General features: G+C 61.9%; 8 protein-coding genes and 1 pseudogene. All 9 read right to left on the bottom strand.

The window, feature by feature from the left end; genetic code table 11:
• Positions 1-237 precede the first annotated feature (237 nt).
• A complete protein-coding gene (locus tag IB241_RS10490) occupies positions 238-1,656 on the bottom strand; it encodes an FAD-dependent oxidoreductase (RefSeq protein WP_192298337.1) in 1,419 nt (472 codons plus the stop codon).
• A gap of 32 nt (positions 1,657-1,688) precedes the next feature.
• A complete protein-coding gene (gene gltB, locus IB241_RS10495) occupies positions 1,689-6,134 on the bottom strand; it encodes a glutamate synthase large subunit (RefSeq protein ID WP_192298338.1) in 4,446 nt (1,481 codons plus the stop codon).
• Between the two features lie 353 nt (positions 6,135-6,487).
• Entirely contained in the window at positions 6,488-8,062 is a 1,575-nt protein-coding gene (locus IB241_RS10500) for an SPOR domain-containing protein (RefSeq protein WP_192298339.1), read from the bottom strand.
• A gap of 10 nt (positions 8,063-8,072) precedes the next feature.
• Complete coding sequence (aroB, locus tag IB241_RS10505) at positions 8,073-9,173, bottom strand: 3-dehydroquinate synthase (RefSeq protein ID WP_192298340.1); 1,101 nt, start codon at positions 9,171-9,173, stop codon at positions 8,073-8,075.
• A 125-nt stretch (positions 9,174-9,298) separates the two neighbouring features.
• On the bottom strand, positions 9,299-9,817 hold the full coding sequence (aroK, locus tag IB241_RS10510; RefSeq protein ID WP_192298341.1) for a shikimate kinase AroK: 519 nt from the start codon (positions 9,815-9,817) through the stop codon (positions 9,299-9,301).
• A 4-nt stretch (positions 9,818-9,821) separates the two neighbouring features.
• A pseudogene (locus IB241_RS10515) lies at positions 9,822-11,078 on the bottom strand (type IV pilus secretin PilQ); the annotation flags it as partial.
• Between the two features lie 124 nt (positions 11,079-11,202).
• Positions 11,203-12,174 carry a pilus assembly protein PilP gene (locus IB241_RS10520; protein WP_192298342.1) on the bottom strand — a complete coding sequence of 324 codons (972 nt, stop codon included), beginning with the start codon at positions 12,172-12,174 and terminating at the stop codon, positions 11,203-11,205.
• Entirely contained in the window at positions 12,171-12,722 is a 552-nt protein-coding gene (locus IB241_RS10525; protein WP_192298343.1) for a PilN domain-containing protein, read from the bottom strand. The genes IB241_RS10520 and IB241_RS10525 overlap by 4 nt, the downstream gene beginning before the upstream one ends.
• Entirely contained in the window at positions 12,722-13,375 is a 654-nt protein-coding gene (gene pilM, locus IB241_RS10530; RefSeq protein WP_192298344.1) for a type IV pilus biogenesis protein PilM, read from the bottom strand. Before pilM ends, IB241_RS10525 begins: the two co-directional genes overlap by 1 nt.
• Positions 13,376-13,568: the final 193 nt, after the last annotated feature.

Consider the following 13,568-nt stretch of genomic DNA (forward strand, 5'->3'; position numbering starts at 1 on the left):
CATCCGCAAAAAAAGTGCGGGCATTTTCTCAGAGCCGGACGCAAAAGGCACGGAGTGAGCCGTGCCTTTTGTCTATCGGGTTGATTTGCAGCAATGTCTTGAATGTACTGGAACCAAATGTGGGAGCGGGCTTGCTCGCGAATGCGGTGGGTCAGTCGACACATTTGGTGACTGATCCACCGCATTCGCGAGCAAGCCCGCTCCCACAGTTTGATCGCATTCCAACCCGGATTGGGGTTAGACGCCCAGGTAATCCAGGATGCCTTCGGCAGCATTGCGGCCTTCGAAGATCGCGGTTACCACCAGGTCAGAACCGCGCACCATGTCGCCACCGGCGAAGATCTTCGGGTTACTGGTCTGGTGCTTGTACTGGCCTTGTTCCGGGGCCACGACGCGGCCTTGGCTGTCGGTCTGGATCTGGAACTGTTCGAACCACGGCGCCGGGCTTGGACGGAAACCGAAGGCGATGACCACGGCGTCGGCCGGGATGATCTCTTCGGAACCCGGGATCGGCTCGGGGCTGCGACGGCCACGGGCGTCCGGTTCGCCGAGACGGGTCTCGACCACCTTCACGCCTTCGACGCGATCTTCACCGACAATCGCAATCGGCTGGCGGTTGTAGAGGAATTTCACGCCTTCTTCCTTGGCGTTCTTCACCTCTTTGCGCGAGCCAGGCATGTTGGCTTCGTCACGACGATAGGCACAGGTCACCGACTTGGCGCCCTGGCGGATCGAGGTACGGTTGCAGTCCATCGCGGTGTCACCACCGCCGAGTACCACGACCTTCTTGCCTTTCATGTCGACGAAGTCTTCCGGCGACTTTTCAAAGCCCAGGTTGCGATTGACGTTGGCGATGAGGAAGTCCAGCGCGTCATACACGCCCGGCAGGTCCTCACCGGCAAACCCGCCCTTCATGTAGGTGTAGGTGCCCATGCCCATGAACACGGCATCGTATTCTTCGAGCAGTTGCTCCATGGTCACGTCTTTGCCGATTTCGGTATTGAGACGGAACTCGATACCCATGCCGGTGAACACTTCGCGACGGTGGCTCAGGACGGTTTTTTCCAGCTTGAACTCGGGGATACCGAAGGTCAGCAGGCCACCGATTTCCGGGTTCTTGTCGAACACCACCGGGGTCACGCCGCCACGCACCAGCACGTCGGCACAACCGAGGCCGGCAGGACCGGCGCCGATAATGGCGACGCGCTTGCCGGTCGGCTTGACCTTGGACATGTCCGGACGCCAGCCCATGGCGAACGCGGTGTCGGTGATGTACTTCTCCACCGAACCGATGGTCACCGCGCCGAAGCCGTCGTTGAGGGTGCACGCACCCTCGCACAGACGGTCCTGCGGGCACACCCGGCCGCAGACTTCCGGCAGGGTATTGGTCTGGTGCGACAGCTCGGCGGCGGCGAGGATGTTGCCCTCGGCCACCAACTTCAGCCAGTTGGGAATGAAGTTGTGCACCGGGCACTTCCATTCGCAATACGGGTTACCGCAACCCAGGCAGCGGTGGGCCTGGTCGGCCGAGTGCTGGGGTTTGAAGGGTTCGTAGATTTCCACGAACTCTTTCTTGCGTTGACGCAACAGTTTCTTCTTCGGATCTTTGCGCCCGACATCGATGAACTGGAAGTCGTTATTCAGACGTTCAGCCATGTTAAAACCTCATCAAACTCTTCAGGCGCATATCACTGCGGGTTGGCACGGATGCTGGAAAGCAACGATTTCAGGTTGGCAGCCTTGGGCTTGACCAGCCAGAAACGACGCAGGTAATCATCGAGGTTTTCGGCGAGGTTGCGGCCCCATTCGCTGCCGGTCTCCTCGACGTACTCGTCCAGCACGTGCTGCAAGTGGTTCCGGTAGGACTCCATGGCTTCGCCGCTGATCCGCTGGATCTCGACCAGCTCGTGGTTGACCTTGTCGACGAAGGTGTTGTCCTGGTCGAGCACGTAGGCGAAACCGCCGGTCATGCCCGAACCGAAGTTGTAACCGGTCTTGCCCAGTACCGCGACAAAGCCCCCGGTCATGTACTCGCAGCAGTGATCGCCGGTGCCTTCCACCACGGTGTGGGCACCGGAGTTACGTACGGCAAAACGCTCACCGGCGGTGCCGGCGGCGAACAGCTTGCCGCCGGTGGCGCCGTACAAGCAGGTGTTGCCGATGATGGCACTGTCCTGAGTCTTGTAGACGCTGCCTTTAGGCGGAACGATCACCAGCTTGCCGCCGGTCATGCCTTTGCCCACGTAATCGTTGGCGTCGCCTTCGAGGTACATGTGCAGGCCACCGGCGTTCCACACGCCAAAGCTCTGGCCCGCAGTGCCCTTGAAGCGGAAAGTGATCGGCGCCTTCGCCATGCCTTGGTTGCCGTGCTTGCGCGCGATTTCGCCGGAGATGCGCGCGCCGATGGAACGGTCGCAGTTGCAGATGTCCAGGGCGAATTCGCCACCGCTGGCCTCCAGGATCGACGAGCCGGCGATCTCCACCATCTTCTCGGCCAGCAGGCCTTTGTCGAATGGCGGGTTGCGCTCGACGCCGCAGAACTGTGGCTTGTCGGCCGGGATGTGATCGCTGCCGAGCAGCGGCGTCAGGTCCAGGTGATGTTGCTTGGCGGTCTGGCCCTGAAGGATTTCCAACAGATCGGTACGACCGATCAGCTCTTCGAGGGAGCGCACGCCCAGCTTGGCCAGCCACTCACGGGTCTCTTCGGCGACGTAGGTGAAGAAGTTCACCACCATGTCGACGGTGCCGATGTAGTGATCCTTGCGCAGCTTCTCGTTCTGAGTGGCGACGCCGGTGGCGCAGTTGTTCAGGTGGCAGATGCGCAGGTATTTGCAGCCCAGGGCGATCATCGGCGCAGTCCCGAAGCCGAAGCTTTCGGCGCCGAGGATTGCGGCCTTGATGACGTCGAGGCCGGTTTTCAGGCCACCATCGGTCTGCACCCGGACCTTGCCACGCAGGTCGTTGCCGCGCAGGGTCTGGTGGGTTTCGGCCAGGCCGAGTTCCCACGGTGCACCGGCGTACTTGATCGAGGTCAGCGGCGATGCGCCGGTGCCGCCGTCGTAGCCGGAGATGGTGATCAGGTCGGCATAGGCCTTGGCCACACCGGCGGCGATGGTGCCCACGCCGGCTTCTGCTACCAGTTTCACCGAGACCAGGGCCTGCGGGTTGACTTGCTTGAGGTCGAAAATCAGCTGCGACAAGTCTTCGATCGAGTAGATGTCGTGGTGCGGCGGTGGCGAGATCAGGGTGACGCCCGGCACTGCGTAACGCAGCTTGGCGATCAGACCGTTGACCTTGCCGCCTGGCAGCTGGCCGCCTTCGCCGGGCTTGGCGCCCTGGGCGACCTTGATCTGCAGCACTTCGGCGTTGACCAGGTATTCCGGGGTCACGCCGAAACGGCCAGTCGCCACTTGCTTGATCTTCGAGCTCTTGATGGTGCCGTAGCGCGCCGGGTCTTCGCCGCCTTCACCGGAGTTGGAACGCGCACCCAGGCGGTTCATGGCTTCGGCCAGGGCTTCGTGGGCCTCGGGCGACAACGCGCCCAGGGAGATACCGGCAGAGTCAAAGCGCTTGAGGATCGATTCCAGCGGCTCGACTTCGTTGATGTCCATCGGCGTGTCCAGGGTCTTCACCTTGAACAGGTCGCGGATCATCGACACCGGGCGGTTGTCCACCAGGCTCGTGTATTCCTTGAACTTGGCGTAGTCGCCCTGCTGCACGGCGGCTTGCAGGGTGTTGACCACGTCCGGGTTGTACGCGTGGTACTCGCCACCGTGCACGAACTTGAGCAGGCCGCCTTGCTGGATCGGCTTGCGCGCGCTCCAGGCTTCGGCCGCCAGGGCTTTCTGCTCGGCTTCGATGTCGACGAAGCGCGCACCCTTGATACGGCTTGGCACGCCACGGAAGCTCAACTCGCAGACTTCTTCGGACAGGCCGATGGCTTCGAATAGTTGCGCACCGCGATAGGACGTGACGGTGGAGATGCCCATCTTCGACAGGATCTTCAACAGGCCCTTGGTGATGCCCTTACGGTAGTTCTTGAACACCTCATAGAGGTCGCCCAGCACTTCACCAGTACGGATCAGGTCGCCCAGCACTTCGTACGCGAGGAACGGGTACACCGCCGAGGCGCCGAAGCCGATCAATACCGCAAAGTGATGCGGGTCGCGGGCAGTGGCGGTTTCGACAAGGATGTTGGAGTCGCAGCGCAGGCCTTTTTCGGTCAGGCGGTGGTGCACCGCGCCGGTGGCCAGCGAGGCGTGGATCGGCAGCTTGCCCGGAGCGATGTGGCGGTCGGTCAGCACGATCTGGGTACGACCGGCGCGCACGGCTTCTTCGGCCTGGTCGGCGACGTTGCGCACCGCGGCTTCAAGGCCGAGGCTCTCGTCGTAGTTCAGGTCGATGATCTGGCGGTCGAAGCCTGGGCGGTCCAGGGTCATCAGGGAACGCCACTTGGCCGGCGAAATCACGGGTGAGCTGAGGATCACACGGGAAGCGTGCTCAGGCGACTCCTGGAAGATGTTGCGCTCGGCACCGAGGCACACTTCCAAAGACATCACGATGGCTTCGCGCAGCGGGTCGATCGGTGGGTTGGTCACCTGGGCGAACTGCTGGCGGAAGTAGTCGTACGGCGTACGCACGCGCTGGGACAGCACGGCCATCGGCGTGTCATCGCCCATGGAGCCGACGGCCTCGTAGCCTTGCTCGCCGAGCGGACGCAGTACCTGGTCGCGCTCTTCGAACGTGACTTGGTACATCTTCATGTATTGCTTGAGCTGATCGACATCGTAGAACGCCGAACCGTGGTCGTTGTCTTCCATGGTCGCCTGGATGCGCAGGGCGTTCTTGCGCAGCCATTGCTTGTACGGGTGACGCGACTTCAAGCGGTTGTCGATGGCATCGGTGTCGAGGATCTGCCCGGTTTCGGTGTCCACGGCCAGGATCTGGCCAGGGCCGACGCGGCCTTTGGCGATGACGTCTTCGGGCTGGTAGTTCCACACGCCGATTTCCGACGCGAGGGTGATGAAACCGTTGGTGGTCGTGACCCAACGCGCCGGGCGCAGACCGTTACGGTCGAGCAGGCACACCGCGTAGCGACCGTCGGTCATGACCACGCCGGCCGGGCCGTCCCACGGCTCCATGTGCATCGAGTTGTACTCGTAGAATGCACGCAGGTCCGGGTCCATCGTCTCGACGTTCTGCCACGCAGGCGGAATGATCATGCGCACGCCACGGAACAGGTCGATGCCGCCGGTGACCATCAGTTCGAGCATGTTGTCCATGCTGGAGGAGTCGGAACCCACGCGGTTGACCAGCGGGCCGAGCTCTTCGAGGTCCATCAGGTCGTTGGCGAACTTGGTGCGACGGGCCACGGCCCAGTTGCGGTTGCCGGTGATGGTGTTGATCTCGCCGTTGTGGGCAAGGAAGCGGAATGGCTGGGCCAGCGGCCATTTCGGCAGGGTGTTGGTGGAGAAGCGCTGGTGGAACACGCAGATCGCGGTTTGCAGGCGCTCATCGCTCAGGTCTGGATAGAAGGCGGTGAGGTCCGCCGGCATCATCAGGCCTTTGTAGATAATGGTCTTGTGGGAAAAGCTGCAGATGTAGTGATCGGCATCGGCGGCGTTGGCCACGGACGAACGACGACGGGAGGTAAACAGCTTGATCGCCATGTCCTGGTCGCTGAGGCCGTCGCCTGCGATGAACACTTGTTCGATCTGCGGCAGACGCTCGTTGGCCAGGCGGCCGAGTACGCTGGTGTCGATCGGCACTTTGCGCCAGCCGACCAGTTGCAGGCCGGCCGCGAGGATCTCGCGGTTCATGTTCGCGCGAGCGGCTTCGGCTTTTACCGGGTCCTGGTTGAAAAACACCATGCCCACGGCGTACTGCTTGGGCAGGTCGACCGCAAATTGCTCTTTGGCGACAGCGCGCAGGAACAGGTCGGGCTTTTGGATCAGCAAGCCGCAACCGTCACCGGTCTTGCCGTCGGCGTTGATCCCACCGCGGTGGGTCATGCAGGTCAGGGCCTCGATGGCCGTTTGCAAAAGGGTATGACTGGGCTCGCCCTGCATATGGGCTATCAGGCCGAAACCGCAGTTATCCTTGAATTCATCGGGTTGGTACAGACCTGCTTTCATAGACACTTTCTCACCAGGCTGCCTCTTATATCGAGGCAAATTTCTTTTCAATTCAACCGGTTACCTTCCACGCCGAACGTACGCCGGCTTAGCGGGGGCAAAAGGGAGGTCATTGTACACACCGACACAGACGCTCACAAATTTAGCGACGAAATGTCGCAAATCTATGTCGCATTTATGAAAGGTTTAAAGCGATATGCTGTGCTAGTCAAAACTTTTTTAATTCTGACCGCTACGACTCAAAAGCCACTGTGACGCAGACACCACAAAGCGCGCGGCCTGTGAGGGCAGCACGCACTTGCGGATATTTTTTGAGGTGCCGGGAGGGCGGCCTGGGTAAGGCCGCCGGATCTTCAGCGAGTTGCTGCCAGTTCTTGTTGAACGCTGGCGACAGTGCGAGGCCAAGGTTTACCAGCCTGAACCTTCGCTGGCAAGGATTTGATCGCAGAATCAGCGGCTGCACGGCTGGAGAAGTTGCCGTAGGTGATCACGTAGAGAGGCTTGCCGTTGAGCACTTTCTTGAAATAACGGTACTCGCCGCCCTGCTCTTTCACGAACGCCTGGGCGTTGGCTTCGGAGCTGGTGCCGAGGATCTGCACCACGAAGTTGCTCGCAGGCTGGCTGCCGTACCAACCGCTACCCGCTGCACCGGCCTTGGCGACGGTGACAGGCTTTTCAGCCGGCTTGGCGGCCGGAGCCGGGGTTGGCTTGGCGGCTGGCGCTGGCGCCGCGACAACCGGCTTGGTCACTGGCGTCGGCTTGGCGGTGGCGACGGTCGGTGCCGGCGTCGGCGTCGGCTTGGCAACTGCCGCTGGCTGGCCTGCCGGCACGCCCGCAGGTGGGGCGGTGGTGGTCACGGTTGGCGGTGTGGCGCTGGAGCCTTCCACCGGCACGCCGTCGTCGCCTTCGGAGATACCGCCGGCTTCTTCGGCGAGCGGGCCGCGCATCACCGGCTGGCCGACCATCGGCAGGTTGGTTGGCTGGCCGGAGTTGGCGAATTCGACATTTGGCGTGGGCTTGCCCAGTGGCAACTGCGCCTGTTCGGTTGGCGCGCCAGCGGTGGTCGGGGCCTTGTTGCGGCCCGGGATCAACCAGGCGGCGGCGACGGCAACCACGACAACGGCGGAAATCGCCAATACGTGCTTCTTAGGCATAGTGAACCCCATCTTTGGACGCTTGACCGCAGAGCGGCTGGCAATCATGGCTTCGATCATCGCATCGCGGGCGACCTGGTTGATGGTGCCAGGCCAGCCGTCGGAGCTTTCGTGAATATCAGAGATCTGCTGGGCGGAGAAAAGTTCGATACCGGCCCCTGCGCCTTCCAGGCGTTGAGCCAGGTATTCGCGGGTTTCCTCTTCTTCGTACGGCTGCAATTCGATCACGTGGAACAGCTCTTGATCGCCACTGATCTGCTCCAGATCGGCGATCAACGACGACTCACCAAACAGGAACACGTGGGGACGGCCTTCCGGCGTGCCAGCTGCCAGCGCCAGCAGCGCTTCCAGCGCGGATTCGTCAAGCTGCTCGGCGTCATCCACCAGCAAGTAGACTTCCTGGCCGGTCAGGCCCAATTGCACCACTTGCTTGAGGATCGCATTCGGCTCGGCGCTGGACACGTCCAGGGCCTGGGCCACCTGGCGCAGCACACCCGCCGCATCACCGGCCCCGCGAGCGGATACGACCACGCTCTGCACCGATTGCTTGTTGGTACTGGCCACCAGGGCCTGGCGCAGCAAGGTCTTGCCGCTGCCCAACGGGCCGGTGACCACCAGCAGCAACTGGCTGTAGCGCGCCAGGTGGTGCAGTTGCCCCAGCACTGGCTTGCGCTGGGCCGGGAAGAATTTGAAACCAGGCACCCGTGGAGCAAAAGGGTCGTGGCTTAACTGGTAATGGCCGAGGAACGCCTCGTCGGCATGCAAACTAGTCATCGGAATCTGGTTAACCTTTCAGCTGAGCCAGGGCGCGGTAATCCGCTCCCAGCGTGGCCTGTAGAATCTCTTTTGGATAATCGTCGGTCACCACCGCTTCGCCCATGCGGCGCAACAGCACCAGTCGTAGTCGACCGTCGATCACTTTCTTGTCTATCGCCATATGTTCGAGGAAGTCCGCCTCGGTCATTTCCTCAGGCGGAATGACCGGCAAACCGGCGCGCTGGAACAGGCGGATACCACGATCACGCTCCTGGGCACTGATCCAGCCCAGGCGCTGCGACATGTCCAATGCCATCACTGTGCCAGCCGCTACGGCCTCCCCATGCAACCACACACCATAGCCCATGTGCGTTTCGATCGCATGGCCGAAGGTGTGGCCGAGGTTCAGGGTGGCCCGTACGCCGGACTCCCGTTCATCGGCATTCACCACCAGCGCCTTGGCGGCGCAGGAGCGGGAAATCGCTTCGGTGAGGGCGACCTGATCGAGGTTGCGCAGGGCGTCGACGTGCTCTTCCAGCCAGGCCAGGAACGGCTCATCGCAGATCAACCCGTACTTGATGACTTCCGCCAGGCCCGCCGACAACTCGCGCGGCGGCAAGGTATTGAGGGTGGCGGTGTCGATCAGCACAGCCTGAGGCTGGTAGAACGCGCCAACCATATTCTTGCCCAGCGGATGGTTGATACCGGTCTTGCCGCCCACCGACGAGTCGACCTGGGACAGCAAGGTGGTCGGCACCTGGATAAAGTCCACGCCACGCTGGTAGCAGGCCGCCGCAAAGCCGGCCATGTCGCCGATCACACCGCCGCCCAGGGCGATCACGGTGGTGCGGCGGTCATGGCGCGCGGTGAGCAGGCCATCAAAGATCAGTTGCAGGGTTTCCCAGTTCTTGTGGGCTTCGCCGTCGGGCAGGATCACCGAGATCACCGAATACGCCGCAAGACTGCGGCTCAGACGCTCAAGATACAGCGGCGCGACCGTTTCGTTGGAGATGATCGCCACTTGCCGCCCGGCAATATGCGGTGCGAGCAACTCGGGCTGGTCCAGCAGACCTTCGCCAATATGGATCGGGTAGCTGCGCTCGCCTAGATCGACCTTAAGTGTCTGCATGTGTCCCCGCGTTAGAGATGTATTGACGACCGGCAACGTCGAGACTCGGCGTTGCCTGATGGCTCTACGCCACACCCCAGAGGGTGATGGCGCGCCGCCGAGAATAGCGCATTTCGGGCCTGGCTTTAACGGGGTGGCAGCCGTTGCAGGCGCTCAAGAATATCGAGGACCACCATCCGAGGTGGCCGCTCATCGGTTTCCACCACCAGATCGGCGATCTCCCGATACAGCGGATCGCGCAGCGCCAGCAGGTCCCGCAAGGTTTTTTCCGGGTTGGCCGTGCGCAGCAGCGGGCGATTGCGATCGCGGGCGGTGCGGCCAACCTGTTGCTCGACCGAGGCATGCAGGTAGACCACCCGACCACCGGCATGCAGTGCCCGACGGTTCTCTTCGCGCATGACTGCGCCACCGCCGGTGGCCAATACCACGCCGTCGAGGCCGCACAGCTCGGCGATCATCGCCTGCTCGCGGTCCCGAAAGCCCAGTTCGCCTTCCTTATCGAAGATCCATGGGATATTGGCACCCGTGCGCACTTCAATTTCCTTGTCGGAATCTTTGAATGGCAGGCGCAGCTCTTTGGCAAGCAAACGGCCGATGGTGCTTTTTCCAGCGCCCATCGGTCCTACAAGAATCAAATTTCGCACAGAATCAACGACTCACAGCAATCGCCTGGTTATTCATAATACGCGGAGTCAGGAATACCAGCAGCTCGGATTTTTTCTCCGCCAGCACATCGCGCCGGAAAAGGCGGCCAAGATACGGCACATCGCCCAAAAATGGCACTTTATCTACCACTTTGCTTTGGGTATTGGAGAAAACCCCGCCAATGACAATGGTCTCGCCATCCCGGACCAGCACCTTGGCGTTGACCTCGTTCTTCTTGATCGGCGGCACGTCGTTGAGTTTATTCAGGTAGTCGGGCTCATCCTTGGTGACCTTGACCTCCATGATCACGCGGTCATCCGGGGTGATCTGCGGGGTGACCTCCAGGGACAGAGAGGCCTCCTTGAACGACACCGATGTGGCGCCGCTGGAGCTCGATTCCTGGTACGGAATCTCGGTGCCCTTGAGGATGCGTGCGGTTTCCTTATCGGATGTAACCACCTTGGGCTGTGAGACGATTTCGCCGTTACCGGTTTTCTCCATGGCGGTCAGTTCCAGGTCCAGCAGCAGGTTGTCGGTGACGTAGGCCACGCCCAGCCCCGAGGTGCCGGTAATCGCCCCCAAATCGACAAACGGTGAGCTGGGCGGGCTTTCCGGCAGCTCCGCGCCTTCCGGCAACGGCTTGCGGATGCCTCCGCCCGCCCAGTTTCCACGATTGAGCCGTCCGCCCCAGCGCGCCCCGAGGCTTTTGTCGTAATCCACGTTGGCCTCGACAATCCGCGCTTCGATCATCACCTGGCGCACCGGAATATCCAGTTGCGCCACAATCCGCCGCAGTTCCTCCAGGCGCTCGCCGGTCTGGTAGGCAATGATGTTATTGGTGCGTTCATCCACCGCCACCGAGCCACGCTCATCGGTGACACCCTCAAACCCGCTCATCGACTGGAACAGTTTGGCCAGATCAGCGGCCTTGGCGTAGTTGACCTGCAACAGCTCCCGGCGCAGCGGCGCCAATTCGGCCATCTGCCGGCGCGATTCCAAACTCAGCAATTCACGCGCAGCCAGCTCCTCGGCGGGTGCAACCAGCAAGGCACCGGCCTTGATCCGTTTATCCAGGCCTTTGGCTTGCAACACCAAGTCCAGCGCCTGGTCCCAGGGCACATCCTTGAGCCGCAGGGTAATCGAGCCTTGCACGTCGTCGCCGGCCACCAGGTTGAGGCCCGCCACATCGGCAATTTGCTGCAACACGGCGCGCAGCTCGACATTCTGGAAGTTGAGGTTGAGCTTGTCGCCAGCACCCGCCACCGGGGGCGGCAGGTGGATCAGGTCGACGCGATTGGGCACAGCAGCAGCCATCGGTGCCGTGAACGCTATCCATAGCGCCACACCGAAGGACAGGAAAGTCCTTTTCATTGGTTTTATTCCGTTATGAGTTGACGTTTAACGCGAGGGTTCGCGGGCGTTCCAACCAGTCACCCTGTTCATCGGGGAATAACTCGACCAGCTCGATATGCCCGGCGTAGATGGCGGTGATCCGACCGTGATGCGGCCCGAGGTAGTCGCCGACCGCCAGCCGATGCACCTCGGAAGCCGCACGCAGCAAGACAAAGGCCTGCATACCACGGGACAGGGTGCCGACCATTTCGAATTGATCGACTGCCAGCGCTTCGAGGATGCCCCGTGGCCGCGCAAGGTCCGGCGCCTGGGCCGGCCGACCACGGGTGCGGGTGACTTGAACCGCAAGGGGCTGGAAAGGATCGCGCAATCCCTGGGGGTCGTAGACAAAGGACGGGGCCTGCGCCACGTACTCACCCGCCCCACCGCTTTGCTGCGCGTGCCAATAAGTTCTGGCCAGCAGATCAAGGCGCAACAGTTTGCCGTCAGGCCGCAGGGCGAGGTCATGCACCGTGGTGATCCGCGACAGGCCGCCCAGGGCATTCACGAACCTTGCCAGGTCGTGAAAGGTCCCGCTGACGCCAATCTGCACCGGCTGCTCGATATAGAACGGACGCGCCTGCTCATCCAACGGCGTGATGCTTTCTACCAACAGACCATTGGCCAGCGCCAACCGTGCCGTGTCGTCAAGCAGACCGGGCATTGCGGACTCGCCGGGCAATTGCCGCCAACGCGCCTCGACCTGCTCGCGCAGCACCTGCAACTGCTGGGTACGCTGTTCAAGGCCGGCAGCCAGCACGCTTTTTTGCGCCAATTGCTGCTCAAGCGCCACGCCGTTCAGTTCAGCCTGGCGCAAACGGTCCTGTGACGCGTCGAGATACAGCCTATCGCCCACCAGCAGCACCAACCCTGCCAGCGCACAGCCTGACAAGAGCTTGCCAGCCAAAGGCCATGTTGCAGCGTTGTGATAGAGCGAGCCGACATCGAGCCTGACCCGGCTCATGGCTGAACCTCGCCTGGCGCTCCCTTGCGCACCATCAACTGGAATTCATTGTCGCCACGCACGCCTTCCGTTCGCACATGTTGCAAGCGGGTGGCGCTGGCACCTTGCGAGGCCTCCAGGCGGCGCATCAATTGGGCAATATCCTGGCTGGACTCGGCACTGCCACGGACACTCACCGCATCGCCCTTGGCCACCACCTCATGCAGGTGCACGCCATCAGGCACCGCGCGCGCCAACTGGTCCAGCAGCTGGGCGCCGGACGAGCGGGCGTCGTGCAAGTCCTCGACCACCTTCATGCGCTGCGCCAATTGCCGGCCTTGCACGTGCAGGTCGTCGATGGTCTTGATGCGCGCATCCAGGACCGCAATGTCGCTATCGACGCGGCTATTGCGCGTGACCTGGCGGTCGATGGCCTGGTCGATCACTTGATTGGCCAGCCACACCGCTGCGAGCGCCACACCAGCGAATGCCAGCAGCAACATCAGGAAAAATTTGCGCCGCCGCTGCGCGAGTGCCTGGCGCCAGGGCAATAGGTTGATTCGTGTCATCAAGCGAAACTCCTCAGGGCCAACCCGCAAGCAACTCCCATTCCCTGGGCATCCATAGCCCATCGTTCGCCATCGACTTGATGGCTCGGCGTGAAGCTGGGGAAATCCTGAAGGCAAGCGCGCGCCAATGCAAACCGTTCTATGTCCACCACCCTCGGCATCAACCCAGCCAGGGCCAGGACCGCCGCGCGCGCCTCGACCTGTTCCCTGAGGCACGCCGCCAGCAGCACCTCGACGCGCATGGGGTCATGGGCACAAGGGCCCTGCACATAAAAGTCGAGCGCCATGTCATCCAGTGGATAGGGAATGTATTGATCCGCCTCCATCTGGATCTTCCAGCCCATCTCGTCGTCGCTGAGCCCAGCCTCCATTTCGATCACCTGCGTGATGACCGAAGGCCCCGCCACGGCAACGGCCGCGTACCTGGTCGATGTGTGCAGCCGCGACAAGGCCTGGCGCAACGCCTGCCCGGCAGCTGCAAGGTCGAGCACGGCGCCATCGACCACCACATGGGCCGGCAACGCCTGGATGACATAGCCTTGCACGCTGTAACCGCGACTTGAACGCCCCAGTTCGACCAGCTTGATCTCCTGATCATTAAGATCGACGCCCAGGACGCTGTCGACTTTTCGCCTGAAAAATCCCTTTTTCATAAAACTCCCCAAAACTTTCCCTGTCATACCGCCTGATTGCTGCCGCGCACCGTGCATTCGGTCGGCTTGTTTGAGCGGCGCGAATGACGCCCCAAGCCGAAAAATGCTTTAATGCGCAGCGTTTTTCCCCGCTTTTATCTGCAGCCCGGGTCGATCCATCGTTTGCCATGCATGCCCCGACGCCTAACCCATT

It is taken from the genome of Pseudomonas sp. PDM05 (assembly GCF_014851685.1).
GTDB lineage: Bacteria > Pseudomonadota > Gammaproteobacteria > Pseudomonadales > Pseudomonadaceae > Aquipseudomonas.

Excerpts from the sequence above, each read along its gene's own strand:
- IB241_RS10490 (WP_192298337.1), bottom strand. The coding sequence starts at position 1,656 with ATGGCTGAACGTCTGAATAACGACTTCCAGTTCATCGATGTCGGGCGC.
- gltB (WP_192298338.1), bottom strand. The coding sequence starts at position 6,134 with ATGAAAGCAGGTCTGTACCAACCCGATGAATTCAAGGATAACTGCGGT.
- IB241_RS10500 (WP_192298339.1), bottom strand. The coding sequence starts at position 8,062 with ATGACTAGTTTGCATGCCGACGAGGCGTTCCTCGGCCATTACCAGTTA.
- aroB (WP_192298340.1), bottom strand. The coding sequence starts at position 9,173 with ATGCAGACACTTAAGGTCGATCTAGGCGAGCGCAGCTACCCGATCCAT.
- IB241_RS10520 (WP_192298342.1), bottom strand. The coding sequence starts at position 12,174 with ATGAGCCGGGTCAGGCTCGATGTCGGCTCGCTCTATCACAACGCTGCA.
- IB241_RS10525 (WP_192298343.1), bottom strand. The coding sequence starts at position 12,722 with ATGACACGAATCAACCTATTGCCCTGGCGCCAGGCACTCGCGCAGCGG.
- pilM (WP_192298344.1), bottom strand. The coding sequence starts at position 13,375 with ATGAAAAAGGGATTTTTCAGGCGAAAAGTCGACAGCGTCCTGGGCGTC.